Annotated in this window: 26 protein-coding genes and 2 pseudogenes; 19 read left to right on the top strand and 9 right to left on the bottom strand. The window is 71.8% G+C overall.

The features are described from left to right. Window positions 1-10: 10 nt before the first annotated feature. Window positions 11-187 (top strand): annotated as a pseudogene (locus tag EAO76_RS45455) (helix-turn-helix domain-containing protein); the annotation flags it as partial. Window positions 188-232: 45 nt separating this feature from the next. Here EAO76_RS45455 and EAO76_RS21925 read toward each other — a convergent pair. After that, window positions 233-397 (bottom strand): annotated as a pseudogene (locus EAO76_RS21925) (transposase); the annotation flags it as partial. Window positions 398-639: 242 nt separating this feature from the next. On the opposite strand from EAO76_RS21925, the gene EAO76_RS21920 reads away from it, so the two are divergent. The 3 genes from EAO76_RS21920 (at window position 640) to EAO76_RS21910 (ending at window position 4,634) form a co-directional block, all read left to right on the top strand. Next, on the top strand, window positions 640-1,305 hold the full coding sequence (locus EAO76_RS21920) for a DUF4232 domain-containing protein (RefSeq protein WP_148837665.1): 666 nt from the start codon (window positions 640-642) through the stop codon (window positions 1,303-1,305). A gap of 273 nt (window positions 1,306-1,578) precedes the next feature. Then, window positions 1,579-3,618 carry an APC family permease gene (locus EAO76_RS21915; protein ID WP_262375647.1) on the top strand — a complete coding sequence of 680 codons (2,040 nt, stop codon included), beginning with the start codon at window positions 1,579-1,581 and terminating at the stop codon, window positions 3,616-3,618. Between the two features lie 461 nt (window positions 3,619-4,079). Continuing rightward, window positions 4,080-4,634 (top strand): nitroreductase family protein, encoded by a 555-nt coding sequence (locus EAO76_RS21910; protein ID WP_148837664.1) that lies wholly within the window; start codon window positions 4,080-4,082, stop codon window positions 4,632-4,634. A gap of 160 nt (window positions 4,635-4,794) precedes the next feature. Here EAO76_RS21910 and EAO76_RS21905 read toward each other — a convergent pair whose 3' ends face one another. Genes EAO76_RS21905 through EAO76_RS21890 form a run of 4 tightly spaced genes read right to left on the bottom strand, consistent with a single transcriptional unit; the run spans window position 4,795 to window position 7,161 of the window. Further along, window positions 4,795-5,457, bottom strand: coding sequence for a CBS domain-containing protein (locus EAO76_RS21905; RefSeq protein WP_148837663.1), 663 nt, complete (start codon window positions 5,455-5,457; stop codon window positions 4,795-4,797). Beyond that, on the bottom strand, window positions 5,457-5,726 hold the full coding sequence (locus tag EAO76_RS21900) for a phosphopantetheine-binding protein (RefSeq protein ID WP_148837662.1): 270 nt from the start codon (window positions 5,724-5,726) through the stop codon (window positions 5,457-5,459). Before EAO76_RS21900 ends, EAO76_RS21905 begins: the two co-directional genes overlap by 1 nt. After that, window positions 5,723-6,487, bottom strand: coding sequence for a 2-oxo acid dehydrogenase subunit E2 (locus EAO76_RS46465; protein WP_148837661.1), 765 nt, complete (start codon window positions 6,485-6,487; stop codon window positions 5,723-5,725). The genes EAO76_RS21900 and EAO76_RS46465 overlap by 4 nt, the downstream gene beginning before the upstream one ends. Then, a complete protein-coding gene (locus tag EAO76_RS21890; protein ID WP_148837660.1) occupies window positions 6,484-7,161 on the bottom strand; it encodes a CBS domain-containing protein in 678 nt (225 codons plus the stop codon). Before EAO76_RS21890 ends, EAO76_RS46465 begins: the two co-directional genes overlap by 4 nt. A 202-nt stretch (window positions 7,162-7,363) precedes the next feature. Between EAO76_RS21890 and EAO76_RS21885 the strand changes: the two genes are divergently transcribed. From EAO76_RS21885 to EAO76_RS21875, 3 genes are all read left to right on the top strand, one after another. Beyond that, a complete protein-coding gene (locus EAO76_RS21885) occupies window positions 7,364-7,633 on the top strand; it encodes a DUF1918 domain-containing protein (RefSeq protein ID WP_148837659.1) in 270 nt (89 codons plus the stop codon). 390 nt (window positions 7,634-8,023) lie between these two features. Further along, window positions 8,024-8,923 carry a universal stress protein gene (locus EAO76_RS21880; protein ID WP_148837658.1) on the top strand — a complete coding sequence of 300 codons (900 nt, stop codon included), beginning with the start codon at window positions 8,024-8,026 and terminating at the stop codon, window positions 8,921-8,923. Next, window positions 8,920-9,627 carry a pyridoxamine 5'-phosphate oxidase family protein gene (locus EAO76_RS21875; protein WP_148837657.1) on the top strand — a complete coding sequence of 236 codons (708 nt, stop codon included), beginning with the start codon at window positions 8,920-8,922 and terminating at the stop codon, window positions 9,625-9,627. Before EAO76_RS21880 ends, EAO76_RS21875 begins: the two co-directional genes overlap by 4 nt. Before the next feature lie 15 nt (window positions 9,628-9,642). Here the strand turns inward: EAO76_RS21875 and EAO76_RS21870 are convergent, their stop codons facing one another. Continuing rightward, complete coding sequence (locus EAO76_RS21870; protein ID WP_148837656.1) at window positions 9,643-10,533, bottom strand: universal stress protein; 891 nt, start codon at window positions 10,531-10,533, stop codon at window positions 9,643-9,645. 186 nt (window positions 10,534-10,719) lie between these two features. On the opposite strand from EAO76_RS21870, the gene EAO76_RS21865 reads away from it, so the two are divergent. The 5 genes from EAO76_RS21865 (at window position 10,720) to EAO76_RS21845 (ending at window position 15,432) form a co-directional block, all read left to right on the top strand. Then, complete coding sequence (locus tag EAO76_RS21865) at window positions 10,720-11,625, top strand: universal stress protein (RefSeq protein ID WP_148837655.1); 906 nt, start codon at window positions 10,720-10,722, stop codon at window positions 11,623-11,625. After that, complete coding sequence (locus tag EAO76_RS46460; RefSeq protein WP_262375645.1) at window positions 11,622-12,659, top strand: universal stress protein; 1,038 nt, start codon at window positions 11,622-11,624, stop codon at window positions 12,657-12,659. The genes EAO76_RS21865 and EAO76_RS46460 overlap by 4 nt, the downstream gene beginning before the upstream one ends. Continuing rightward, window positions 12,605-13,756 carry an ATP-binding protein gene (locus EAO76_RS21855; RefSeq protein WP_262375651.1) on the top strand — a complete coding sequence of 384 codons (1,152 nt, stop codon included), beginning with the start codon at window positions 12,605-12,607 and terminating at the stop codon, window positions 13,754-13,756. The genes EAO76_RS46460 and EAO76_RS21855 overlap by 55 nt, the downstream gene beginning before the upstream one ends. A 404-nt stretch (window positions 13,757-14,160) precedes the next feature. Next, the gene (locus EAO76_RS21850) at window positions 14,161-14,457 is read left to right on the top strand and encodes a DUF4193 domain-containing protein (protein ID WP_003965732.1); all 297 of its coding nucleotides are present in this window, start codon (window positions 14,161-14,163) and stop codon (window positions 14,455-14,457) included. A 12-nt stretch (window positions 14,458-14,469) separates the two neighbouring features. Continuing rightward, entirely contained in the window at window positions 14,470-15,432 is a 963-nt protein-coding gene (locus tag EAO76_RS21845; RefSeq protein WP_148837653.1) for a hypothetical protein, read from the top strand. Window positions 15,433-15,522: 90 nt separating this feature from the next. Here the strand turns inward: EAO76_RS21845 and EAO76_RS21840 are convergent, their stop codons facing one another. Further along, window positions 15,523-15,978, bottom strand: a complete 456-nt coding sequence (locus EAO76_RS21840) for a DUF3093 domain-containing protein (protein ID WP_148837652.1) — start codon at window positions 15,976-15,978, stop codon at window positions 15,523-15,525. A 58-nt stretch (window positions 15,979-16,036) separates the two neighbouring features. Here EAO76_RS21840 and EAO76_RS21835 point away from each other — a divergent pair, with 58 nt between their 5' ends. From EAO76_RS21835 to EAO76_RS21805, 7 genes are all read left to right on the top strand, one after another. Beyond that, complete coding sequence (locus tag EAO76_RS21835) at window positions 16,037-16,621, top strand: PaaI family thioesterase (protein WP_148837651.1); 585 nt, start codon at window positions 16,037-16,039, stop codon at window positions 16,619-16,621. Continuing rightward, entirely contained in the window at window positions 16,621-17,154 is a 534-nt protein-coding gene (gene dut, locus EAO76_RS21830) for a dUTP diphosphatase (protein WP_148837650.1), read from the top strand. The genes EAO76_RS21835 and dut overlap by 1 nt, the downstream gene beginning before the upstream one ends. Before the next feature lies 1 nt (window position 17,155). Continuing rightward, window positions 17,156-17,929: a DUF3710 domain-containing protein gene (locus EAO76_RS21825; RefSeq protein ID WP_148837649.1), complete on the top strand. Its 774-nt coding sequence runs from the start codon at window positions 17,156-17,158 to the stop codon at window positions 17,927-17,929. 347 nt (window positions 17,930-18,276) lie between these two features. After that, window positions 18,277-18,366 carry a K(+)-transporting ATPase subunit F gene (gene kdpF, locus EAO76_RS21820; RefSeq protein WP_148837648.1) on the top strand — a complete coding sequence of 30 codons (90 nt, stop codon included), beginning with the start codon at window positions 18,277-18,279 and terminating at the stop codon, window positions 18,364-18,366. Window positions 18,367-18,373: 7 nt separating this feature from the next. Beyond that, window positions 18,374-20,038 (top strand): potassium-transporting ATPase subunit KdpA, encoded by a 1,665-nt coding sequence (gene kdpA, locus EAO76_RS21815; protein WP_148837647.1) that lies wholly within the window; start codon window positions 18,374-18,376, stop codon window positions 20,036-20,038. Beyond that, window positions 20,035-22,161, top strand: a complete 2,127-nt coding sequence (gene kdpB / locus EAO76_RS21810) for a potassium-transporting ATPase subunit KdpB (RefSeq protein ID WP_148837646.1) — start codon at window positions 20,035-20,037, stop codon at window positions 22,159-22,161. The genes kdpA and kdpB overlap by 4 nt, the downstream gene beginning before the upstream one ends. Before the next feature lie 22 nt (window positions 22,162-22,183). After that, window positions 22,184-22,852, top strand: coding sequence for a potassium-transporting ATPase subunit C (locus EAO76_RS21805; RefSeq protein ID WP_148837645.1), 669 nt, complete (start codon window positions 22,184-22,186; stop codon window positions 22,850-22,852). A 51-nt stretch (window positions 22,853-22,903) separates the two neighbouring features. Here the strand turns inward: EAO76_RS21805 and EAO76_RS21800 are convergent, their stop codons facing one another. Both EAO76_RS21800 and EAO76_RS21795 read right to left on the bottom strand, forming a co-directional pair. After that, window positions 22,904-24,334 carry a M1 family metallopeptidase gene (locus EAO76_RS21800; protein ID WP_148837644.1) on the bottom strand — a complete coding sequence of 477 codons (1,431 nt, stop codon included), beginning with the start codon at window positions 24,332-24,334 and terminating at the stop codon, window positions 22,904-22,906. Window positions 24,335-24,362: 28 nt separating this feature from the next. After that, window positions 24,363-25,175 (bottom strand): M20/M25/M40 family metallo-hydrolase, encoded by an 813-nt coding sequence (locus EAO76_RS21795; RefSeq protein ID WP_148837643.1) that lies wholly within the window; start codon window positions 25,173-25,175, stop codon window positions 24,363-24,365. Window positions 25,176-25,256: the final 81 nt, after the last annotated feature.

Here is a 25,256-nt window from a genome sequence, read left to right as displayed (position 1 = left end):
TCGATGGTGTGTGAGGTATTCGGATGGGGGCGGGCTGACCGTTGCGGGACGGGTGCGTCGGGAGTCGGTGCGGATGCAGGCGGCCGAGCTGTTCGAGCAGGAGGTCAAGCCGCCGGAAGTGGCACGGCGTCTGCGGGTGAGTCTGAAGTCGGCTTATCAGTGGCACCAGTTGTGGCGCGAGGGCGGGGTCGGGGCGCTGGCGTCACGCGGTCCGAGTGGGTCGCGGCGCGTCCCACGGGCTGGTGGTGATGAAGTGGGCCAGGGCCTGCCGGTTGCCGTCCTCACCCAGACGGGCGGCCATCGGCTCCACCGACTTGCGCCGCCCGTCCAGCAGCAGTCCTCGCAGATAGACGGCGCCCCACCGGCGTTGATCCGCCCGCGCGAACGGCTCGAACATCTCCGCCGCGAAGTCCTCCAGATCACACCGGACCGCAGCCAACTCCTCACCCAGCACAGCCAGTCAACGACACACCCGATCAAACGGACACGCCACCGGCGAGTGAACCTGACCAAGCACTACTAGGGGGCGGTTGGGTGGAACGGGCCGCCGGGCCGGGTAGGTCTTGGTGATCAGAAATGCTCGCTCGTACCGACCGTGCCGAGCAGTCGGCACCCCCCACCGATGCTGAGGAAGAAACGTTGCGCGTTCACAAGCTGACCTTCGCCGCACTGGCCGTTGTCGCGGGTCTCTCGCTCACGGCCTGCCAGAACGGTGACGAAGACATGGGACAGAGCGCCCCGTCGTCCGAGTCCTCCGCGTCTTCCGCGGGCGGCGGTTCGGGCTCGGGCGGTTCGGGCCAGGGCGGCGGGAAGGACTCGGCCGGGAAGGGGGCCGGGGGGCAGGGCACGGCCGCCGGGACCGGCTCCGATTGGAACGGCAAGGCCGGCAAGTGCCGCACCGACGAGCTGGAGATCACGGCGACGGACAGCACCATCGACGGCGACACCGACGGGACCGTCGCGGTGCAGCTGAAGAACAGCGGCGGCCGGGACTGCGTGCTCTCCGGGTACGCGGGCGTCGACCTGAAGACCAACGCGGGATCACTGTCCGTGGAGCACACCGGTGAGAAGGCCACCCCGATGACCCTCAAGGACGGGAAGTCGGTGTACTTCGGCATCAACTACCCGTTCAACACGTCGGGCGGCTCCGGCGTCCGCATCACCGGGCTGGTGGTGACCCCGCCGGACGAGACGCAGTCGGTCACCCTCGACTGGCCGGGCGCCGCCACGCTGCCCATCACGGACGATGCCGGCTCCTCGATGAAGGTCGGCCCGATGGGGAGCGCCGGTCAGGGCGAGGGCTGACCCGCACGTCCCAGGGTGCTCAGGCCTCACCGTGCCGCTGCCCGAGCACCCGCCAGTGCGGAACGCAAAGCCCCTCCAGCCCCCAACACGCTGAACCCGACAGAGAAGGCGATCCGGAGGGCGAGGATGTCCGCGCCGCCTCCATCGGGCAGCTGTCCGTCGTCTAACTTGATCTTTAACCTGTGCGGCGTGGACGTGGGGTCGTTCTTCGTTCGTCGCTTTGTGGGGTCCGTTTTGCCGACTGTGTGCACGTCGTGGCGTGGGGTGGGCCGGGTGTTCTTGCGACCGGGCGGCTGGCCTGGGCACCCCGCACCCCCGGACCCCGGGGCGCGGCACAGGCTGACCGCCGTCACCGGTCTCGCCGCACTGTCGCTGGACGCGATGGCGTCGGTGGCATACGGCCCCGAGGCGATCGTCCTGGTCCTGGCGACCGCCGGTGGGCACGGGCTCGGTTTCGCACTGCCGGTGACCCTGTGCATCGCGGGCCTGCTGGCCGTGCTGGTCGCCTCGTACCGGCAGGTCATCGCCGCGTTCCCGGACGGCGGCGGCTCGTACGCCGTGGCCGGTGCCCATCTGGGACGGCGCACCGCCCTGGTGGCCGCCGCCTCGCTCGTACTGGACTACGTCCTGAACGTGGCCGTGGCCGTCACCGCCGGAGTCGCCGCCCTGACCTCGGCCTTCCCCGGGCTGTACGGGGAGCGGCTGTGGATCTGCCTGGCGGTCCTGATCCTGATCACGGGGGTGAACCTGCGGGGGATCGTCGACTCGGCACGCGTGTTCATCGTTCCCACGGCGGTCTTCGTCACCGCGATCCTGACGCTGATCGTGGTGGGCCTCTTCCGTGACGGGCCGGTGTCCACGGCCGCCTCCGAGGGGCACGCCTCCGCCCTCGCCGCGAACGCCTCGACCGTCGGCGCCCTCCTGCTGCTGAAGGCGTTCGCCTCCGGGTGCTCGGCGCTGACCGGCGTCGAGGCGATGGCCAACGCCGTTCCCTCCTTCCGCGCCCCGGCGGCCCGCCGGGCGATGCGTGCCGAGGCGGCGCTCGGTGTGCTGCTCGGCGTGATGCTGATCGGCCTGGCGGTGCTGATCTCCCGCTTCGGGCTGCGGCCGGTGGAAGGCGTCACCGTCCTCGCCCAGCTCGCCGATGCCTCCCTCGGGCACAACTGGGCCTTCTACGTGGTCCAGTTCGCCACCATGGTGCTGCTCGCGCTCTCCGCCAACACCTCCTTCGGCGGTCTGCCCGTCCTGCTGAAACTGCTGGCCCGCGACAACTACGTACCGCACGTCTTCGGCCTCAGGGCCGACCGCCAGGTGCACCGGCACGGTGTGGTGTGGCTGTCGATCGTGTCGGCGGCCCTGCTGATCCTCTCCGGCGGTGACACGAACACACTGGTCCCGCTCTTCGCGATCGGCGTCTTCGTCGGCTTCACGATCGCCCAGACCGGCATGGTCCTCCACTGGCACCGGAGGCGGGGAACCAGGTGGGTCGCGAAGGCGTTGCTCAACGGCCTCGGCGCCGTCCTGACCGGTGCCGGCGCGGTCGTCGTCACGGCGACCAAGTTCCACGACGGGGCCTGGCTGGTCGTGATCGCCCTGCCGCTGCTCGTCCTCGTCCTGGAGGCGGTGCACCGGTCGTACGGGCGGATCGGCGAGCGACTGGGCGTCGGCCGGATCCCGGAGCCGCCGCACCGCGAGCGCTCGCTCGTCCTGGTCCCGGTCTCCTCCCTGACCCGGCTCACCAGCGAGGCCCTGACCGCGGCGGTCTCCCTGGGCGACGAGGTGCGGGCGGTCACCGTCTGCCACCCGGACCCCGAGGACCGCGAGCAGGCCGACGCCCTGGCCCGGGACTGGGCCCTGTGGAACCCGGGCGTCCCCCTGGTCCGGCTCCCCTCCGAGCGGCGGACGCTCGGCCGTCCCGTCACCGCGTACGTACGCGAACTGCGCGCTGCCGAGCCGGACACCCGGGTCACCGTCCTCGTGCCCGAGGTGGAGCCGGAACACCTGTGGCAGCGGGTGCTGCAGAACCAGCGGGGCGCGGTCGTCGCCCACGCCGTCCGCCGGGACACGGACGCCGTGGTCTGCCGGCTGAGGTTCCGGATCGGGCCCCGCCGGGGAGTGCCCGACGCCTGCCGCCGCCCGCCCGCGGATTCCTTTCCCCGTCCCTCGTCCATGGAGGACGCCGGCCGTGCCGAGGGGCCCGGGCCGGCCGCCGGGAACGGAGCCGCGGCACATCCTCCGACGCGGCCGTCCACCGGGCCATGGCGGTCGAGCACACACCCGGACGGGCCTGTGCGGCGGCGGGCGGAGGGATGAGCGACGACCCGCGGCCCGTGCCGTGCGGTACGCCGCCGGCGGGGCCGGCAGGTTGTTCCCTCGCCGACCGCCCGCAGGGACCGGGATGCGTCCCAAAATGTTTCTGGCCATGCTGGGACCATGGCCGGTCGGACTCCGCATGGACCTGACGAGGCCCGCGACGGGCTCCGTGAGGTGGCCGCACGGCGCGGTGGGCGCGACGGCCTGCTGGCCGCCGGGCTCCGGCAGGCCAGGTCCGGCACCGCGGAGGAACCCGGAACATGGGCACCCGAGGTCGCGCGGGCCGTTCGGCCGTACCGCCGTTCAGCCGCGCGGGAGGAGGACGACCGGAGCGGTACCACCGTGCGGAACCGCGTGGGCCACGCCGTCGAAACGGGCACCCCGGGGACGCTGCCTGCCCGGTGCGTTCGGAGCGGGGCCCGGCCGGAATATGCCTGTACGGTGATCAGTTGTACCGGGTCATGCAACATGATTCGGAGCTGCCCGGGAGTATCCATCCTCTTCTGGCGGGACGGTTCAGCCCCTACCGGTTCGACCCGTCGGCCGCCGTCGACGACCACTGCCTGGGCCTGCTGCTGGAGGCCGCGCGGTGGGCACCGTCCGCCGGGAACTCCCAACCCTGGGGCTTCTTCACGAGCCGGCCGGGCGAGCCGGAGCACGAGCGGGTGGTCCGCCACCTCGCGCCCAGCTCGGCCCGGTGGGCGACGGACGCCGGGCTGCTCGTCGTCACGTCGGCGCGCCGCCACGTGGACGGCACGGAGCTGCTCTACTCCGAGTTCGCGGACTACGACCTCGGCCAGGCCATCGCCCACATGACCGTCCAGGCCGAGGCGATGGGACTGGCTTCCCACCAGTTCAGGGCCTTCGACCTGGAGGGCCTCACCGAAGAGCTGCGCCCGAATCCGGGATGGGCGATCATCTCCATGATCGCGCTGGGAAAGGCGGCCGGAGAACTGCCGGGGACTCGCGACCGGCGCAGCGTCGCCGATCTGCTTTCCGCTCCCTGGGCGCGGTGAGCGAAGAGGGCTGTCCGGGCAGGCCGGTCCGAGGTCCGGCCGTCCACCGAAGCCGAGGCCCGCGCGCCGCCCCGACGCCGCGAACACGCCCGCATCCGTATCGGGAAGGGGATTCGCCGGGCCGACCGGCCGGTCCGGCGAACCTCCGCGGCCACTGGGTTCAGTCCGTGTCATCGGTGTCCGGGGCAAGGCGGGCCGAGGAGACCGAGACCACCCCGTCGACCGTCGCGCACATGCGCTCGACGGCCGGGATCATGCCGCGGGACGGCAACTTCCCGCCGAGCTCGACCCGGCCCCCGCTCACCTCGACGGTGAGCGAGGCCGGGGCGAGGCGCAGGGCGCCGACGAGCACGTCGTCGACGATCTCGCGGCGGATGTCGTCGTCCTCACGGAGAAAGATCCGCATCAGATCCCGGCGGCTGACGATTCCCACGAGCCGGTCCTCGTCGTCGACCACGACGAGGCGCTTGATGCCCTGGACCTCCATCAGCCGGGCCGCCTCCGCCACCGTCCACTCGGGGCGGGCGCACACGGCGGGAGCCGACATCAGCTCCTCGGCGCGCGTTCCCTCGGCCTTCGCCAGCTCCCACGCCTCCAGTCCCGGTACGGGGGGCGGACCGCCCGGCGTGGCGGCCCGGTCGGCGGCCTTGCGCAGCAGGTCCCCTTCGGAGACCACACCGAGCACCCGGCCGTCACCGCCCACCACGGGCACCGCGGTCACCCGGTGCCGTGCAAGCACCCGCGCGATCTCCTTGAACGGGGCGTCGCCATGGACGCTCACCACGTCGCGGGTCATCAACTCCGCGATCCTGCTGTGACGCATCATCCGTTCCTTCCGCGTGCGGGCGTCTCCGCCGCGGTCAGCAAGCGGGCGACGCAGCCGTTCCAGGTGTCGAGGGCCGCGTGGTCGTCCTCGGTGAGTTCCCGGCCACCGAGTCCGGCGAGCGCCTCGGCGAATTCGAGGAAGTCCAGCGAATCCATCTCGAATGTTTCCCGCAGGGACGTGTCGGGATCGAGCCCGGTGAAGTCGGCATCGGGAACGACATCCCGGACGGCCCGCCGGACGAACGCACCTGCCTGGTCGTGGTTCACAGTTCCTCCGGTCGTTGCAGGAATCGGTCCAGGGAGGTCAGGGGGCGCGCGCCGGTCGCACCGTCGGCGGCACGATGATCGGCGGACAACGTCGCCGTCAGCACGGGACGTACCCCGAGCAGTCCCCGCACGGCCACCGGCCGTTCGACGATCCGGCCGAGGCCGACGAGCGCGACCTGTGGCGGATGGACGACACCGAAAACGGTCTCGACGCCCTGATCACCGAGGTTGGTGACGGTGAGACTCGGGTCGGCGGTCCCGGAAGCCCGGAGCCGGCCGCCGCGCGCCCGCGCCACCTTGTGTTCGTACAGCTCCCGGGTGGTGACCAGCACCCGTGCGTCTCCCAGTCCCATGCGCAGCGCGACCGGCTCGGGGCCGAAGGCGGCGAACAGGGGACACAGGACGCGGCCGGCGCGCAGCGTCCCGAGGACGGCGGCATACAGCTCGTGGCAGCGGCCGAGCAGGGTGAACACCCGCTCGCCGCGGCCGACGCCGAGCGACTCCAGGACATGGGCGAACCGGGAGCTGTCCTGCGCCAGCCGTGTGTACGTGACGGTCCGTACGGACCCGTCGCGGGCGACGCAGCGCAGCGCGACCCGTTCACCGTGTCCCTCGCGCAGATGCCGGTCGACGGCCTCGTACCCGGTGTTGACGCCCCCGCCCGGCAGTCCGGCGAGCCGGGAACGCTCGCGCCGCCAGGAGAACGTGGCCCGGGCCTCGGCGTAGTCGGGCATGACGGGGGCCACCCGCACGGCGCTCATCGCGGCGGCTCCACGTCGAGGGCGAGGTTGTCGTAGGCGTAGTCGAGGCACTCGTGCAGGGCGACGACTCCATCGACGGAACGGCACAGCCGCACGATCACGGGGATGTCGGCGCGCTCGTCGACGCGGCCCGTCAGGGTCACGACCCCGTCGGCGACAGCGACGCGGAGCGTGTCGGGGGCGAGCCCCAGGGTGCCGGCCAGGACGTCGTGCTCGATCTCGGCACGGATCGCGGAGTCGCTGCGGAGGAACGGGCGCAGCAGATCGCTGCGGCTGACGATCCCGACGAGCCGACCGGTCTCGTCGGTCACGGGAAGCCGTTTCACTCCCTTGTGGTGCATCGTCCGGGCCGTCTCGACGAGATTCCACCCGGGCTGTGCCGTGACGGCCGGGGAGGTCATCAGCTCGGCCGCCGTCTCCGCGTCGGGCGGCCCGTGCTCCTGGGACAGGAGCTGGACGCCCGCCCAGCGGCCCTCCAGGTCGGGGAGCCCGGCGGTGGCCCGCAGCAGGTCGGCCTCCGAGACCACGCCCAGCAGACGCCGGTTCTCGTCCACGACCGGGACCGCCGAGACGTCGTTCCCGGCGAAGAGACGGGCGATCTCCTTGAACGAGGCCGAGGGAGCCGCGGTGACGACTTCGTGCGTCATCACTTCGAAAACCGTTCGATGCTGCATGACGGCCCTCCTCACGGGGGCGCGGGATCCCGGCAGGTCCCACCCTGCTGCGCCGACGCAGCGGGCGGGCAGTGCCGAACGGTCCCCTTCCGGGACCGATGGCCCCTATGGGGGGAAGTCGGCCGGGCGCAGGGTGGGTTCGGGAGCACGGGCCGCCCGAGGACGCGACGGCCCGGCGACCCGCGGCGATCGGGAGAAGGCCATGGCTGGGACCGAGGGACGACACGGCCCGGTGGAACCGCGTGCCGGACTGTGGGCCCGGGTGGGCGATCGGCTGATCGTGGGTGGTGCCACCGTCGGGGACGAGGGGCGGGACGGCGAGATCATCGGGCTGCACCACATGGACGGCACTCCGCCCTACGATGTCCGCTGGTCGGACACGGGCCGGGTCACCCTGGTGTTCCCCGGCCCCGACGCCCGGGTCCACCACTACCCGTCGAATGGAACGAAGGCTTCCGCGCAGACGCCGTGAACCCCGCCGAGGCGTCCACCGCCCCGGGCACCGCACGGGCCGGATTCCCCGGCACGGACCTTGGCAGATGCCCGGCACGTGCCACGACCCGTCCCGGACCCGTACGGCGGGCACCTCGGGGAGAACGTCCGCCTCCGGCACCACGCCGTCCCCGGCCGACAGCACGGGTACCGCGCCCCCTCCGAGGCCGAACGGACCGGACGATCTCCCCGACCGGGGGCGGGGCGGGCCCCGGAGAGGCGGACGGGGATCTCCTCCTGCCACGCCCGTCCTCGCCGGACGGCACAGGACCGGGCGGACCGTACCCGGGACCGACCGGCCCTACCCCGTTCCCACCGCCGGTGCGAGCGTGGCAGCAGGCCATCATGCGACCGGAAGGCGGTGGGAACGATGGAAGCCCCCCTGGTGGTGGGCGTCGACGGTTCCGACGCCAGTCTCGCGGCCCTGGACTGGGCCGTCGACGAGGCCGTGCGGCACGGATGTCCCCTGCGCATCGTGCACGCCTCGTTGTGGGAACGGTACGAAGGAGTGGTACCGGCCTGGACCACCGACCGTCCCTCGGCCCAGGTCCTCGCCGAGAACATCGTCGGCGGGGCGGCGGAACGAGCCCGGCAACGGGCACCCGGCCTCTCCCTCGGCACGGACGTCGCCGCCGAGGACGCGGCAGGCGCCCTGCTCAGGGAAGGGCGGGAAGCCATGGCCGTGGTCATCGGGTCGCGTGGACGGAGCGAACTGGGCGACCTCCTGCTCGGCTCGGTCGGTCTCGTTGTCGCAGCCCGGGCCTCCTGCCCGGTCGTCGTCGTCCGGGGGGACCAGCACGCCCAGGACGCCCGTCATCAGCGGGTCCTGCTGGGCATCGGCGACCACGACACGGACTCGCCGGCCGTCAGGTTCGCCTTCCGCGAGGCGGCGCTGCGGCAGGCGGAGCTGGACGTCGTCCGCGCCTGGCGGCGCCCCGCCCCCGAACCGGTCGACCACCTGCTCCCGACCGGTGAGACGAGTCCCGGCCTCGAGCAGAGGGCATCCGGGATGCTCGCCAGGGCCCTCGACGCGGGCACGCGGGAACACTCCGAGGTCCGTCTGCGGAGGAGCACCGTCGAGGGGCCCGCGCACAGGGTGCTGACCGAACGCTCCGCCGCCGCCGACCTGCTGGTCGTCGGGGCACGCCGCCGGGACGGTGCCCTCGGCCTGCAACTCGGCAGGGTGGCCCACCGCGCCCTGCACCACGCCGCGTGCCCCGTCGCCGTCGTGCCGCAGAACCGAGCGGTGACCGTCGGGGGAGAAGCATGATGAACGCCGCCGACGAGCACCACCGGAGCGATCTCGGCCGCCGGGTCGCGACGAGGCGCCGACAGCTCGGCCTCTCCCGGGAGGAGGTGGCGGTCCGGTCCGGTTCCAGCCCCGGCTACATCGCCTACGTGGAGGAGCGGCTGCCCGCCCCCGGCATCGAGTTCCTGGTCCGGCTCGCGAACGCCCTGGAGACGACGGTCCAGGATCTGACGGGTCTCACGGCCGAACTCGCACCGGGCGAAGGCCCGGCGGGGAGCCGGCCGAGGCTGGAGGCGGTCGACGAGGAGGAGTGCTGGGCGCTGCTCGACGACCACGGCGTGGGCCGGGTCGCCGTCGAGGCGGCGGACGGACCGGACGTCTTCCCCGTCAACTACCGGGTCCTCGGCAGGAAGGTGCTCTTCATCACCACGTCCACGTCCGCGCTCGGGATCGCGGCGGCGGCCGGTGCCGAGATCGCCTTCGAGGAGGACCACCTGGACGAGGCTTTCCGCCAGGGCTGGAGCGTGCTCCTCGTCGGCCCGGTGCGCACGGTGTCCGACCCCGTCGAGGCACGGGCCCTCCGGGACGCCCCGCACTCGCAGCCGTGGGCCGGGGACGGACGGGACACGGCCGTGCTGCTCTCGCCGCACCGCGTGACGGGGCGGCGGATCCTGGTGCCGGGCGCGCCCGGCACCGCCGAAGGGCCCGACGAGCGGGAGCCCTGACATCCGTCCCCCGGTTCATCCCGTCCCGGTCGGCCCGCTCAGGGGAACCACCGCGACCGGGGCGGGGCTGTGGTGGACAACCGCGTGGGCCACGTGGCCGAGACGTGCCCCGACGGGCAGCCCGGGAGTCCGGCGACCCACGATCACGAGCTCCGCGTCCTGTGACGCCTGCACCATCCGGTGGGCGGCGGAACCCGAGGTCGCCCTGGCCGTGGCCTCCACACCCGGGAACCGCTCGCGCCAGGGCGCCAGCAGACCGTCGAGATCGCGGAGCAGGCCGGCCCCGAGCTCCTCGCCGATCCCCGGGTCCACGACGGACGCGTGGCCGTAGGAGGCGGGCAGCGTCCAGCTGTGCAGGAACCGGAGGGGAACCCGCCGTCGGGCCGCCTCCGCGAACGAGAACGCCAGCAGGGATTCGCACGGATGGTGGATGTCGACGCCCACCACGATTCCGTCGCGGGGGGCCGCCGGCTCCGCATGCCGCCCCGCCCCCTCCGCGCGCACGAGGACGACCGGCTTCCGCGCCGCGCCGACGACCGAGAGGGAGACCGAGCCGACGACGAAGCCGAGGACCCCGCCGAGACCCCGCGACCCGAGCACCATCAGATCGGACTCGTCCGCCGCGGCCGTCAGCTCGTGCGCCGTCCGTCCGCGCGTTCGCACGGTGAACACTTCCAGGTCGGGATGCCCCTTCCGCGCGCGGTCCGACTCGTCCCGCAGCAGCTCCGCGGCCCGATCGGCGGGAGTCCGGGCGTACGGAAGCGGCACCTCGGGCGTGTTCGGCCATTCCTCCACGTGCACCAGCCGGAGCGGAACCTCGCGCAGCACCGCTTCCCCCGCCCCCCAACGAGCCGCGGCGAGGCTTTCGTCCGATCCGTCCAGACCCACGGTGACCTGGGCTGTCATCACTGCCTCCTCGACCGTGCCGGTTCACGGCTCCAGACTCGTACCGCGCCTCCCGGGGAGAGAGGGCCGGGCAGGTCTCGATCGGGGCCGAACGGCCCATGCCGGTGAGGCCCGCAGGGGTGCGAGTGTGAGGAGTGTCGTCCTCGGGGACGTTCGGGAACCCCCGGGCGGACCGAAGGAGGAACCATGAGCAGTGAGAACCTCGCCCGGCCCGAGCTCGCCGCCGTCGTCGTGGGGATCGACGGGTCCCCTTCCGCGCGGACGGCCGCGCTCTGGGCCGCCGCGGAGGCGGACCGGCGGTCCCGGCCCCTGCACATCGTCCACGCCGCCGACACCGACCGGCGTGCCTACTGGAGCGACGCGGAGACGATCCAGGCGGTGCGGGAAGCCGGCCACGACCTGTTGGTCGAGACCGCGGACGCCGTCCGGGAGCGACTCCCGGGCCTCACCGTCACCAAGGAGCTCGGCCGCCGGGAGCCGGTCGCCGGACTCCTGGCCGCCGCCGGCGGCCGGGGAACGATCGTGGTCGGCAGCAGAGGGCTCGGAGGCTTCTCCTCCCTCCTGCTCGGTTCCGTGGGACTGGGTGTGGCCGCCCGTGCCGAGGTGCCCGTGATCGTCGTACGGGGGGAGGCGGAGCGCCCCGAGTCGGGTTCGGTCACCGCGGCCGTGCACGACTCCGCCGACCTGGGGTGGCTGCTCCTGGCCGCCGCTGAGGCGGACGCCCGCAAGGCGGCACTGCGCATCGTGAGCGTATGGAACGTGCTCACCCACGTCGGCACCGTCGCGACCATGCTCGACGACCTCGACGAGATCGCCCAGCGGCGGGTGCATGACATGAAGGCGCTCGCCGACCGTGTCCGCGAGCGGTATCCCGACCTGATCGTCGGGCATCATGTGGAGACCGGAACGAGCACCCCCGGAATCCTGATCGAGGCGAGTGCCCACACCGACCTGCTCGTGATGGGCCGGGGCCGCCACCCGCTGGGAGTGGGACGGTCCCTCGGCCGTGTCGCCCATGCCCTCCTCCATCACGCGCACTGCCCCGTGGAGATCGTTCCGGCGGGCTTCGTGAGCAGGGACGGCACGACATGAACGACCTCCTGTTCGGCGTCGATCCGAAGGGACTGGCCGTACCGGCCGTCGCCTGGGCCGCTGCCGAGGCCGGCCGCAGACGGCTGCGGCTGTGTCTCGTGGTCGCGTTGCCCCCCGTCCACGACCGGCTGTGGTACGACGCCGTCGGCCACGGGAGCGCCCTGCGGCTGCGGGCGGAGTCGGCGCTCGCCAACGCGGAGGACCTCGTACGGGAACTGCACGGCGACGTGAGGACCTCGGCGGAACTCACGGCCGGGACGCCGGCCACGGTGCTGCTCGACCGGGCGGCCGATGCCGACCTGGTCGTCGTGGGGTCACGCGGTCTCGGCAGGGCCGTCGAACTGCTCGGCGAGGGTTCGGTGGTCGTCCCGCTCACCGCGCGTGCTCCCTGCCCCGTCGTCGTGGTCCGTGCTCCGGAACACACCGCGGTGCATCCACCGACCCTCGTCGTCGGCGTGGACGGCAGCGGGTCGAGCCGGGAGGCCGTCGCGTTCGCCGTCGAGGAGGCGAGTCTGCGCGAGGCACGGCTGCGGGCGGTCTGGGTCTGGCCCCGCCCGGTCCTCGCGCACGACGACACCGAGGAGGGGCTGTCCGAGCGGCGGCGTCTGCTCGCCGAGTCCTTGGCCGGCTGGGCGGAGCGGTATCCGGACGTGGACATCGTCGCGGAGGTCTGCCGGGGACACCCGGTCGAACAGCTCGCCCTGGCCGCGCAGTCCTCCCTCGCCCTCGTCGTCGGACGCACGGGGCGGGGCGGTTACACGGGCATGCGCCTCGGCTCGACGGTTCACGGCCTGCTTCATCACGCCGACTGTCCGGTGGTCACCGTCCCCTCCGCCGGGCGGGAGGGGCGGAACGGGGTTCCCGCCCGGGCCCGAAGGCGGTGTTCTCGTCCCAGGCCTTCTCCAGCAGCTGCTCGGCCGAGACGACGGCGCCCCCGAAGCCCACCTGGGAGCCCAAACCGCAGGAGCCGCCCTACTGGCTGCGCCCGACCATCCGGATACGGCTCACGCTGCTCTACGGCGGCATGTTCCTGATCGCGGGCATCCTGCTGCTCTCGATCATCTACATGCTGGCCGCGCAGGCCCTGCACGTGGGCAGCGAGCTGCCGTTCAAGATCGTCAACGGCCAGGTGACCAGCGAGGTCTGCAACCTGCCCGAGAAGGCGTCCCCGGAGGCCTTCAACGCGGCGATGAACTCGTGCGTCAACCACCAGCGCCAGCAGGCGCTGGACACCCTCCTGAACCGCTCGCTGCTGGCCCTGGTCGGCCTCAGCGTCATCGCCTTCGCCTTCGGCTACGCCATGGCCGGCCGGGTGCTCTCCCCGCTGGGCCGGATCACCCGGACCGCCCGCCAGGTGGCCGGAACCGATCTGTCCCGCCGGATCGAGCTGGACGGCCCGGACGACGAGCTGAAGGAGCTCGCCGACACCTTCGACGAGATGCTCGACCGGCTGGAGCGGGCCTTCACGGCCCAGCAGCGGTTCGTCGGGAACGCCTCGCACGAGCTGCGCACCCCGCTCGCGATCAACCGCACGCTGCTGGAGGTCCACCTCTCCGACCCCCAGGCCCCAGCGGAGCTGAAACAGCTGGGCAAGACGCTGCTGGCCACCAACGAGCGCAGCGAGCAGCTCGTGGAGGGGTTGCTGCTGCTGGCCCGCAGCGACAACCAGATCGTCGAGCGCAAGCCGGTCGACCTCGCCGAGGTGGCCTCGCGCGCGATCGACCAGACGCGGGGCGAGGCCGAGGACCGGGGGGTGGAGATCCGCGGCGAGCGGGATCCGGCCGTCGTCCAGGGCAACGGCGTCCTGCTGGAGCGGATCGCGCTGAACCTCGTGCAGAACGCCGTGCGCTACAACGTCCCCGAGGACGGCTGGGTGGAGGTCACCACCGAGCTGCGGAGCGGGCAGGCCCTGCTGACGGTCTCGAACACGGGTCCCGTGGTGCCCGCGTACGAGATCGACAACCTCTTCGAGCCCTTCAGACGGCTGCGTACGGAGCGGACGGGCAGCGACAAGGGGGTGGGCCTCGGCCTGTCGATCGCGAGATCCGTGGCGCGCGCCCACGGCGGCCGTATCATCGCGGAGCCCCGCGAGGGCGGGGGGCTTGTGATGCGTGTCTCACTGCCGGTCTGACCGGCAGGTCGGACCGATTCGTGGGCGAAGTAGTTTGTTCGCTTTGAGCGGAATTTTCGGGACCCGTTCCCGGGAGTGCCGTGTGTGATCGATCACAGAAACGAATTTCTGCCCGCCAACGCTCCGTGATCAGGAACCTTGCCCGAAAACCCGTAAAAGTCGGGGTTTTCGAGGCTTGAGGTCACGGGAAGTACACGGGGTGGCGCCCGTGGAGCACGACGCGGGGACCGTGTACGGTCCCCATCGCCACCCAAGCCGATCGCTCCCGAGCGGTCCTTTTGGGTGTCGATTGAGTAACAGACCTTGATGTGAGGCAAAATCTCCGCCTCGGGTCGGGCACAAGTCCGGCCTCTCACGCGTTACGAGCGCTGAGACACCGCAGACACCCAGAGGGGGAGAGCGACATGGCAACGGATTACGACACCCCACGCAAGACCGACGACGACGTCGATCAGGACAGCCTGGAGGAGCTCAAGGCTCGCCGGAGCGACAAGACGGCGTCCGCCGTCGACGTCGACGAGTTCGACGCGGCCGAAGGACTGGAGCTGCCCGGCGCGGACCTGTCCAATGAGGAGCTCGCCGTCCGGGTCCTGCCCAAGCAGGCCGACGAGTTCACCTGCATGAGCTGCTTCCTCGTGCACCACAGGAGCCAGCTCGCGCGCGAGAAGAACGGCCAGCCGATCTGCCGCGACTGCGACTAGGTCGCGCCGACCGTGGTAGGCGACACACCCTTCCGGAAGCGACGCTTGCGGCGCAAGAGGTCGTCGGAGACGCATCAGGGCGGCACAGGCCCGGCAGAGGGCGCGACAGCGCCCGCCGAGCGGTCCGCCCTGCCGCACTCCCCGGACGGGTGGGACGACGGGCGGGGCCGACCGGCCTCGCTCGAAGCGGCCCCGGCGGTCACGGCGACCGAAGGAGCCGACCCGGCCGGAGGGGTCGAACGGACCGGCAGGACGGAGCCCGTGACCGGGGCGGGCCGTCTGAATTCGGTGAAACGGGGCGTGCGCAGGAGCGGGGAGAGCGCCAGGGCGGTGATCGGCCATATCGCCGACCTGATCATCGAGACCGCTCCCCGCGTCCCCGTGCGCGATCTCGCCACCCTGCGCAGGCAGTTCCCCGGCCTGGGGCCGGAGGAGCTCGCGGACAAACTCATCGCGGGCGCGAGCAAGGGCACCGCCGCCGTCGGCGCAGGCATCGGAGCGGCGGCCATGATGCCCGTACCGCCCGTCATGCTCGCCGAGCTGACGGCGGAGATCACCGGGGTGGCCGCGATAGAGATGAAGCTCGTCGCCGAGCTGCACGAGGTCTACGGGCTGCGCCCGCCGGGCGGGCTCGTCCAGCGTTCCGGCGCCTACCTCACCTCCTGGACGGAGGAGCGCGGCATCGACGTCAGCCGCCCCATGACGGTGAACGCGGCGCTGGGCGGCCAGATGAAGCGCGAGCTGCGCCAGCAGATCATGAAACGCATGGTGCGCGACCTGCCCAACCTGATGCCCTTCATGATCGGCGCCGCCGTCGGCGCGATGATGAACCGGCGCGACACCAGGAAGCTCGCCGAACGGGTCAGGAAGGACCTGCGCGAGCGCCAGGTCCCCTGGGACCGGCTGCCGGCGCTGCCCCCACTGGAACAGCCGAAGGACCCGCACGAGGTGATCCGGGGCGAGCTGGAGGCCTGAGGGCCCACGGGGGCGGTCCGGAGGCGCCGGGAAGGGCGTGCGACGGCCGCGACCGGGCCCCGGAAGGGCCCGGCGGGTTCCGCCCGGTGGCTACGCCCGTACGGCCGTGAGCGCCGCCACCAGGGCCTGCGGCTCACGGGTGGACAGATAGACGTACGGAGTCGGGTCCTGCGGGTCGGTGACCTCGATCCGGACCGCCGTCGGGATGTAGCTGCGCAGCAGCATGAACGCGCGGGTGTCCGCCCTGTACGAGCGCCACGCGCGCGCCTCCTCCCCCTCCAGCACCTCGGCCTCGCCGAGCGCCGTCACCGGGATCCGCGCGTTGCCCGCCACCAGGGCGCCCCCCACCACCCGGACCCTGGCCGAGCCGTAGGAGCTGACCGCGACCGCCGCCAGGGCCGTGCCGCCCACCAGACCGGCCAGCAGCGGCACGGTTCCCAGCGGCAGCAGCATCAGGGCGCAGGCGATGCCGACCAGGAAGGCGATGAGCCACCAGGAGCGGGGCGCGGTCAGTCGTTCGTCGAAAGGCGGCGGGGAAGGCTGCATGAACCCAAGCTTGGCACGGTGCGACCCGCGGGTAGCCGCGCGGGTAAGGTCTGCGCCTGTGAGTGGAACATCTGAGGCCCTGAAGCCCCCGGCCGACGCGGTGAAACCGGTCCGGCACCCCGAAGCCCCGGCCCCGGGCGAACTCCTCGGCGCGCACTACGAACACTGTTTCGGTTGTGGGGAGGKGCAGCCGCACGGGCTGCACCTCCAGACGCGGGTCGGCGACGGCGTCCGCGTCACCGCCGAGTTCACCGTGCAGGCCGCCCACCAGGGCGCCCCGGGACTGGCGCACGGCGGCATCCTGGCCACCGCGCTGGACGAGACGCTCGGCTCGCTGAACTGGCTGCTCCGGGTGATCGCCGTGACCGGACGGCTGGAGACCGACTTCGTGCGCCCGGTGCCGGTGGACACCGTGCTGCACCTCGACGCCGAGGTCGTCGCGGTGCACGGCCGGAAGATCTACTCGCGGGCGACCGGCCGGATCGGCGGCCCGGACGGGCCCGTGGCGGTCCGGGCCGAGGCCCTCTTCATCGAGGTCAAGGTCGACCACTTCATCGAGAACGGCCGTCCGGCGGAGATCCGGGCCGCGATGGCCGACCCCGACCAGGTCAAGCGCGCCCGTGCGTTCGAGGTGAACCCCTGATGCGCCACCCCGTGGACGTACTGATCCGCCGGATCGACCCGGAAGTGCCGATTCCGGCCTACGGGCACCCGGGCGACGCCGGAGTCGATCTGGTGACCACCGAGGCCGTCGAACTCGCTCCGGGCGAGCGGGCGGTGCTGCCCACCGGAGTGGCGATCGCGCTGCCCGACGGGTACGCCGCGTTCGTGCACCCGCGCTCCGGCCTCGCGGCCCGCTGCGGAGTCGCCCTGGTGAATGCCCCGGGGACGGTTGATGCCGGGTACCGTGGAGAGATCAGGGTGATCGTCATCAATCTCGACCCGCGTGAGCCCGTGCGGTTCGACCGGTTCGACCGGATTGCCCAACTGGTTGTCCAGCAGGTCGAGAAGGTGCGCTTCCACGAGGTGGCGGAGCTTCCCGGCTCGGCTCGCGGCGACGGAGGCTTCGGATCCACCGGAGGACATGCTTCCGGTGATGTCGGTGGTGTCAGGGACGGGATCACCCAGGGCGGGAACAGCTACGCTTCGGTCGTACCCGACCGGGAAGGACAGTGACGTGTTCGGACGTCGCAAGAAGAGTGGTTCCGCCGAGGACGTGGCGGGCGAAGCGCGCGAGGCCGAGCAGGTCGTCGACGAGCTCGATGACGCGGACGGGGCCGACAGCGGCCCGCGGCGGGTGAATCTCCCGCCGGCACCGCGGCCGGACGGGCCGTGGGACGTCTCCGAGGTCTCCCAGCCCGGCGAGGGCCGGGTCGACCTGGGCGGCGTCTTCGTGCCCGGCGTCGAGGGCATGGAGCTGCGCGTCGAGGTGGCCGGTGACGCGATCGTCGCCGCGACCGTGGTGCTGCGCGACAGCGCCATCCAGCTGCAGGCCTTCGCCGCCCCCAAGAAGGAGGGCATCTGGGGCGAGGTCCGCGAGGAGATCGCCACCGGCATCACCCAGCAGGGCGGGATCATCGACGAGGTCGAGGGTCCGCTGGGCTGGGAGCTGCGTGCCCAGGTGCCCGTACAGCTCCCGGACGGCACGAACGGCGTGCAGCTGGTGCGGTTCGTCGGTGTCGACGGACCCCGCTGGTTCCTGCGCGGAGTGATCTCCGGCCAGGGCGCCGTCCAGCCGGAGGCCGCCGGGCTGCTGGAGACGATCTTCCGGGACACCGTGGTCGTCCGCGGCGAGGGCCCGATGGCGCCGCGCGACCCGATCGTCCTCAAGCTGCCCAACGACGCCCAGATGGTGCCCGAGGGCGTCCAGCAGGAGGACCAGGAGAGCTCCAGGTTCTCCGGTGACATGGGCCGGCTCCAGCGCGGCCCCGAGATCACCGAGGTGCGCTGAGCAGCGCCGGGCAGCCGCCCGGCACGGCTTCGGCCGGTGGGCCGCATCCCCTTCCGAGGGGGTGCGGCCCACCGGCCGTTTCGCGTCCGGGAGCGGAGTCCGGCGGCGCGCGGAGGGCGCGCGTATGGGGCGCGTATCGGCCACGTATGAGCGCCGTCAAAGGCCCGCCGTTCCCCGTAAGGAAGCCATCAACGCAGGCCAGGGGGGCTGCGGGGGGAGGTTTGCTCAAGAGGTCCGAGAAATCCGTACCTCATCTAGGAGCACACGATGGCCGATGTGGCCTTCGTCGTCACCACGATCGCGGTGTTCGCGCTGGTGGCTCTGGTCGCCAAGGGGGTGGCCAGGCTGTGACCGTCGAAAACGTCGTCGGCCTCGTCGTGGCCGCCGCCCTGCTGGGCTACCTCGTCCTCGCCCTTCTGTACCCGGAGAGGTTCTGAGCACGATATGAGCCCCGTCCTCGCCGGTGTGCTCCAGGTCCTCGCGCTCGTCGTGGCGCTGGGACTGGTGTACCGCCCGCTCGGCGACCACATGGCCCGCGTCTACTCCTCGGAGAAGCACCTCCGCGTCGAGAAGTGGATCTACCGGGCCGTCGGCGTCGACCCGAACACCCGGATGCGCTGGCCCGCGTATCTGAGGGGTGTGCTCGCCTTCTCCGCGGTGAGCGTCCTCTTCCTGTACCTGCTCCAGCGGCTCCAGGGCAGCCTGCCCGGCTCGCTCGGCTTCGTCTCGATCGACCCGGACCAGGCGTTCAACACGGCGGCGTCCTTCGTCGCGAACACCAACTGGCAGTCGTACTACGGCGAACAGGCCATGGGCCACGTCGTGCAGACCGGTGGCCTGGCCGTGCAGAACTTCGTCTCGGCCGCCGTCGGCATAGCCGTCGCGGTGGCCCTGGTACGGGGCTTCGCCGGGTCCCGCACCGGTGAACTCGGCAACTTCTGGGCCGACCTGGTGCGCGGCACCGTGCGGATCCTGCTGCCGATCGCCGTGGTCGGCGCCCTGGTGCTCGTCGCCTGCGGCGTGATCCAGAACTTCTCCGGCATCCATGAGGTCGGACAGTTCACCGGCGGTTCCCAGCAGTGGAACGGCGGCGCGGTGGCCTCCCAGGAGGTCATCAAGGAACTGGGCACGAACGGTGGCGGCTACTTCAACGCCAACTCGTCCCACCCGTTCGAGAACCCCAACGGCCTGTCCAACCTCTTCGAGATCTTCCTGATCCTGGTCATCCCCTTCGCGCTGACCCGCACCTTCGGCCGGATGGTCGGCTCGCTCAAGCAGGGCTACGCGATCCTCGGCACCATGGCCACCATCTGGCTGGGCTTCATCGCCCTGATGATGTGGACCGAATACGCCCACCACGGCCCCGCGTTCGACATCGCGGGCGGGGCGATGGAGGGCAAGGAGACCCGGTTCGGGATCGCCGGCTCGTCGATCTTCGCCGTGGCCACCACGCTCACCTCCACCGGCGCGGTGAACTCCTTCCACTCCTCGTACACCGGCCTCGGCGGCGGCATCACCATGCTCGGGATGCAGCTGGGCGAGATCGCGCCCGGCGGGGTCGGCTCCGGCCTCTACGGGATGCTGGTCATGGCGGTCATCGCCGTGTTCATCGCCGGACTGATGGTCGGCCGCACGCCCGAGTACCTCGGCAAGAAGATCGGCACCCGCGAGATCAAGCTCGCCGCCTGCTACATCCTGATCACCCCGGCGCTGGTGCTCTGCTTCACCGCCGCGGCGATGGCGCTGCCCACTCCGCCCCACTCGATGCTGAACTCCGGCGCGCACGGGTTCTCCGAGGTGCTCTACGCCTACACCTCGGGCGCGAACAACAACGGTTCCGCGTTCGCCGGGCTGAACGCGGACACGCAGTGGTTCAACACCACGATCGGTCTCGCGATGCTGCTCGGCCGGTTCCTGCCGATGGTGTTCATCCTGGCGCTGGCCGGCTCGCTCGCCGAGCAGAAGCCCGTACCGGCGACCGTGGGAACCCTGGGCACGCACAAACCGCTGTTCAGCGGACTGCTGGCCGGCACGATCCTGATCATCGCCGGGCTGACCTACTTCCCGGCCCTGGCACTGGGGCCGCTGGCCGAAGGGCTGGCGTCATGACCACTCGTACGGAGCAAGAGGACTCGATGTCCACTGTCACCCCCACCCGGGCACCGCACCGGGACGCGCCCGCGGAGCGGCGGGGCGAAGGACGTGTCGGCGCGGGTCTGTTCGACCCCGCGCAGCTGGTCCGGTCCCTGCCCGACGCCGTGCGCAAGCTCGACCCCCGGGTGATGGTCAAGTCCCCGGTGATGTTCGTGGTGCTGGTCGGCTCGGTGTTCACGACCGTGCTGGCGTGCCTGGAACCGGGGGAGTGGTTCGGCTGGGCGATCGCGGCCTGGCTGTGGCTGACCACGATCTTCGCCAACCTGGCGGAGGCGGTCGCCGAGGGACGCGGCAAGGCGCAGGCCGACACGCTGCGCAGGGCCAGGACCGACACCGTCGCACGGCGGCTGACCGGTGGGAACGAGGAGCAGGTGCCCGGCACCGAGCTGCGCGTCGGTGACCTGGTGGTCTGCGAGGCCGGTGACATCATCCCGGGCGACGGAGACGTCGTCGAAGGCGTCGCGAGCGTGGACGAGTCCGCGATCACCGGCGAGTCCGCCCCGGTCATCCGGGAGTCCGGCGGTGACCGCAGCGCCGTCACCGGGGGCACGAAGGTGCTCTCCGACCGCATCGTCGTCAAGGTCACCACCAGGCCCGGCGAGACCTTCATCGACCGGATGATCGCCCTGGTCGAGGGCGCCGCCCGGCAGAAGACGCCCAACGAGATCGCGCTGAACATCCTTCTCGCCTCCCTCACCGTCGTCTTTCTGCTCGCCGTCGTCACCCTCCAGCCCTTCGCGGTGTACGCCGGGCGGGAACAGTCGATGATCGTGCTGACCGCGCTGCTGGTCTGCCTGATCCCGACCACCATCGGCGCGCTGCTCTCCGCCATCGGCATCGCCGGCATGGACCGCCTCGTCCAGCGCAACGTCCTCGCGATGTCGGGGCGTGCCGTCGAGGCCGCCGGGGACGTGTCGACGCTGCTGCTCGACAAGACCGGCACCATCACCCTCGGCAACCGGCAGGCCGCCGAGTTCGTACCCGTGAAGGGCACGACCGCGGCCGAACTGGCCGACGCCGCCCAGCTGTCGTCGCTCGCCGACGAGACGCCGGAGGGCCGTTCGATCGTCGTGCTCGCCAAGGAGAAGTACGGGCTGCGCGAACGCCACCGGGGCGAGCTGTCCGGCGCCGAGTGGGTGGCCTTCACCGCCCAGACCCGGATGTCGGGTGTCGACGTGGCCGGACGCAAGGTCCGCAAGGGGGCGACCGGCTCGGTCGTCGCCTGGGTCGAGGAACGCGGCGGCACCGTCGCGCGGGAGGTCCGGGCGCTCACCGACGCGATCTCCTCGGCGGGCGGCACACCGCTGCCGGTGGCCGTGGATGACGGGCACGGCGCCCGGGTCCTCGGCGTCATCCACCTCAAGGACGTCGTCAAGGAGGGCATGCGGGAACGATTCGCCGAGCTGCGCCGGATGGGCATCAGGACGGTCATGATCACGGGCGACAACCCGCTGACCGCCAAGGCCATCGCCGAGGAGGCCGGCGTCGACGACTTCCTCGCCGAGGCCACGCCCGAGGACAAGATGGCCCTCATCAAGCGCGAACAGGCGGGCGGCAAGCTCGTCGCCATGACCGGCGACGGCACCAACGACGCCCCCGCCCTCGCCCAGGCGGACGTCGGGGTGGCCATGAACACCGGTACCTCGGCCGCCAAGGAGGCCGGGAACATGGTGGACCTGGACTCCAACCCCACCAAGCTGATCGAGATCGTCGAGATCGGCAAGCAACTGCTCATCACCCGGGGCGCGCTGACGACCTTCTCCATCGCCAACGACGTCGCGAAGTACTTCGCGATCATCCCCGCGATGTTCGCCGTGGTGTACCCGGGCCTGGACAAGCTCAACATCATGCAGCTGTCCTCGCCCCAGTCCGCGATCCTCTCGGCGGTGATCTTCAACGCGCTGATCATCGTCGCCCTGGTGCCGCTCGCCCTGAAGGGCGTGCGCTACCGGCCCAGCGGCGCCGACTCGATGCTCCGGCGCAACCTGGGGATCTACGGACTCGGCGGCCTGGTCGCCCCGTTCATCGGGATCAAGATCATCGACATGGTCATCTCGCTCGTACCCGGGCTGAACTGAACTGAGGAATCGGCTGACCGCCATGAACAACTCCGTAGCGAACACCGCCCGGTTGCTGTGGGCCGGGCTGCGCGCCCTGCTCGTCCTCACCGTCGTCTGCGGCGTGCTCTACCCGCTCGCCGTGACGGGCGTCGCCCAGGGCGTCTTCCCCGACAGGGCCAACGGCTCCGAGATCACCGCGAACGGCAAGGTCGTCGGCTCCGAACTCATCGGCCAGCGTTACGACCTGCCGCTGAAGAAGGGACAGGAGACCGCGGCCCCCGACCTCAAGTGGTTCCAGCCGCGCCCCTCCAACGGCCTGGGCACCAACAGTGTCAACACCCGGTACGAACTGATCCTCTCCGGCGCGACCAACCGCTCCGGCGACAGCGAGGAACTCATCGACTGGGTCACCGCCGCCAAGGCCGCCGTCGTCAAGGACAACTCCGTACCCGGCCACCCGGTCAGCCCCGCCGACGTGCCGGCCGACGCCGTCACCTCCTCGGGCTCCGGCCTCGACCCGGACATCTCCCCGCAGTACGCACGGCTCCAGGTGCGCCGGGTGGCCGAGCGCAACCACCTGCCCGTCGAACGGGTGGAGAAGCTCGTCGAGCAGCACACCGACGGCCGGATCCTCGGCTTCGTCGGGGAGCCGAGGGTCAATGTCCTCCGGCTCAACATCGCCCTCGAACAACTGGTGAACGGGGGCTGAGGACGCGCGAGCAGCGGGGCGCGGGGGCCTTGCCCCCCGCGCCCCGCCCGTTCACCGGCCCGGCGCGCCCAGGGAGCCGGGGTAGAGGTACTTCCGCGGCGGGACGACCGTGCCGTCCACCCATGCCGCGAAGAAGCCCCTGAGGTCCTTGCCCGAGACCTTCGCGGCCAGTGCCTCGAACTGCCGGAACGAGGCGTTGCCGTGGGCGTGGACGCGGGTCCAGGCCCTGAGCGTCCCGAAGAACGCCCCGTCGCCCACCGTGCGCCGCAGGGCGTGCAGCATCAGTGAACCCTTGAAGTACAGCGCGGCGTCCAACTCCCTTCCCGGCCCCGGGTCGTAGAGCCGGACGGACCAGAACGACGGGTCGTCCGCGCTCGCCTCGACCTCGGACCGGTAGTAGTCCTCGTCGAGGTCGGCGCCCTTGTGCTCCTCCCACAACTGCCCGGCGTACTGGGCGAAGCACTCCGCGACGCAGCCGTCCCGCCAGTCCTTGAACGAGACGCTGTCGCCGAACCACTGGTGGGCGTTCTCGTGGACCACCGAGGCGTCGAAGAGCATGCCGCCGCCGTACGTGGGGCGGGTCTGCGTCTCCAGGGCGACGGGAGCGTCGGTGGGTTCCTTCGTGGCGCCGACGACGACGGCGCCCGCCGACGAGAAGGGGTACGGGCCGAACTTCGCGGCCAGGAAGTCCAGGATGTCCGTCTGCTCGGCCTCCGCCGCCGGGTCGATGACGGCGTCCGGGCTGTACGCGGTGATCACCGGTGTCCCGGCGGCCGTCCGCCCGCGGTGGACGGTGAACCGGTCGACGGCGACCGTGCTCAGGTACGTCGCCATCGGCCGGTCCTCGGACCAGCGGAAGGTCTTCTCGCCGTTGCTCGTGGTGACCGGCCCCGGCAGGCCGTTGCCGACGGCCGTCCAGCCCTCGGGCACGGTCGCGGTGAGCGAGAAGGTGGCCTTGTCGGACGGGTGATCGTTGGCCGGGTACCAGGAGGTCGCCGAGTGCGGTTCTCCGGCGACGTACGCGCCGCCGTCGCGCAAGGTGTGCCAGCCCTCCGGGTCGGGCCTGCCCGCGTACGCCACCCGCACCGCGAACGTCGAGCCCTTCGCGACCGGGCGGGCCGGGGTGACGACCAGCTCGTGGGCGCCGGACCGGGAGAAGGACTTCACCGGGGTGCCGTTCACCTCGACCGACGCCACGGTGAACCCCTTGAGGTCCAGGCCGAAGCGGTCCAGGCCGTCCAGGGCGCGTGCGGTGACGGTGGTGACGCCGTCCAGGCGGTCGGGGCGCGCCGGGTCGTAGGCGATCCTGACGTCGTAGTGGGACACGTCGTAGCCAGGGTTGCCGTCGTCGGGGAAGTAGGGGTCGCCGACGCCCGGCCCGCCGGGGGCGGCCGAGGCGGGGAGCGTGGTCAGTACGACACCGCTCATGACCGCGGCCACGAGGGCGGCGGCCTTGGGGTGCCGGTTCGGCGGTCTGCGCATGTCCTGCTCCTGCGGGATTCGGGGGAGATCAGTTCCGGGGAGTGGTGGCGGCGAGTTTCCACAGCACGCCCACGAGGGCGTCGGTGCTGGTCTTCTCCGTGCCCGGATCCACGTTGGCGAGGTCGTCGCACGCCTCGTGGATGCAGTCGGAGATGCCGGTGCTGAAGCCGGACGACGGGATGCCCGCGTTGCCGAACGACTCGTGGTCCGAGCCGCCGACCCCGATCTCGAAGGTGGGGACGCCCCGCGCGGCGAACCACTCCTCGAACGCCTGCCGGGCCTCGGTCTCGCCGTGCTCGTCGTCATGGACCACGAGCCATTTGTCGGTGTTCCTGCTGCCCGTCTGGTCGAAGTTGAGGTAGACGTCGATCCTGCGGCGCTCGGTGGCGGAGAGCTTCCGCACGTAGTCCGCCGAGCCGATCAGCCCCGGCTCCTCGGCGCCCCACCAGGCGAACCGGAGGTGCCGCCGGGGCCTCAGCCCCGATTCGGCCACCTGGAGGGCGGCGGCCAGGACCGCGGCCGAACCCGAGCCGTTGTCGTTGATCCCCGGGCCCTCCGCGACGCTGTCGAGGTGGGCGCCGGTCAGCAGTACGTGGTCCGGGTCCCCGCCGGGCCAGTCGGCGACCAGGTTGTGACCGGGGACGCCGTCGTGGACGAAGGGCACCAGCGCCGTACGGAAACCGGCCCGGTCCAGGGCCCTTCGCACGTACGCCACCGAGGCCGCGTACCCCTTCGTGCCGTGCGCGCGGTTGCCGCCGTTGCGGTCGGCGATGCGCTGGAGGGCACGGAGGTGGGACATCACCCGCTGCTCCGGGACGGAGGTGACGGCGTCGGCCGGCACGTCGGCGGGGCTGACCGGACATCACCCGCTGCTCCGGGACGGAGGTGACGGCGTCGGCCGGCACGTCGGCGGGGCTGACCG

The sequence above is a fragment of the Streptomyces sp. sk2.1 genome, assembly GCF_008120935.1.
In the GTDB taxonomy this organism is placed as follows: Bacteria; Actinomycetota; Actinomycetes; order Streptomycetales; family Streptomycetaceae; genus Streptomyces.
The sequence above is the reverse complement of the archived record's forward strand: the minus strand, read 5'-3'. Positions and strand labels throughout refer to the sequence as shown.

Coding starts and splice junctions, on each gene's coding strand:
- EAO76_RS21905 (WP_148837663.1), bottom strand. CDS start 5,457: ATGCGTCACAGCAGGATCGCGGAGTTGATGACCCGCGACGTGGTGAGC.
- kdpB (WP_148837646.1), top strand. CDS start 20,035: ATGACCACTCGTACGGAGCAAGAGGACTCGATGTCCACTGTCACCCCC.
- EAO76_RS21865 (WP_148837655.1), top strand. CDS start 10,720: ATGAGCAGTGAGAACCTCGCCCGGCCCGAGCTCGCCGCCGTCGTCGTG.
- EAO76_RS46460 (WP_262375645.1), top strand. CDS start 11,622: ATGAACGACCTCCTGTTCGGCGTCGATCCGAAGGGACTGGCCGTACCG.
- EAO76_RS21885 (WP_148837659.1), top strand. CDS start 7,364: ATGGCTGGGACCGAGGGACGACACGGCCCGGTGGAACCGCGTGCCGGA.
- EAO76_RS21840 (WP_148837652.1), bottom strand. CDS start 15,978: ATGCAGCCTTCCCCGCCGCCTTTCGACGAACGACTGACCGCGCCCCGC.
- kdpA (WP_148837647.1), top strand. CDS start 18,374: ATGAGCCCCGTCCTCGCCGGTGTGCTCCAGGTCCTCGCGCTCGTCGTG.
- EAO76_RS21800 (WP_148837644.1), bottom strand. CDS start 24,334: ATGCGCAGACCGCCGAACCGGCACCCCAAGGCCGCCGCCCTCGTGGCC.
- EAO76_RS21850 (WP_003965732.1), top strand. CDS start 14,161: ATGGCAACGGATTACGACACCCCACGCAAGACCGACGACGACGTCGAT.
- EAO76_RS21880 (WP_148837658.1), top strand. CDS start 8,024: ATGGAAGCCCCCCTGGTGGTGGGCGTCGACGGTTCCGACGCCAGTCTC.
- EAO76_RS21805 (WP_148837645.1), top strand. CDS start 22,184: ATGAACAACTCCGTAGCGAACACCGCCCGGTTGCTGTGGGCCGGGCTG.
- EAO76_RS21875 (WP_148837657.1), top strand. CDS start 8,920: ATGATGAACGCCGCCGACGAGCACCACCGGAGCGATCTCGGCCGCCGG.
- EAO76_RS21890 (WP_148837660.1), bottom strand. CDS start 7,161: ATGCAGCATCGAACGGTTTTCGAAGTGATGACGCACGAAGTCGTCACC.
- EAO76_RS46465 (WP_148837661.1), bottom strand. CDS start 6,487: ATGAGCGCCGTGCGGGTGGCCCCCGTCATGCCCGACTACGCCGAGGCC.
- dut (WP_148837650.1), top strand. CDS start 16,621: ATGCGCCACCCCGTGGACGTACTGATCCGCCGGATCGACCCGGAAGTG.
- EAO76_RS21910 (WP_148837664.1), top strand. CDS start 4,080: ATGCAACATGATTCGGAGCTGCCCGGGAGTATCCATCCTCTTCTGGCG.
- EAO76_RS21870 (WP_148837656.1), bottom strand. CDS start 10,533: ATGACAGCCCAGGTCACCGTGGGTCTGGACGGATCGGACGAAAGCCTC.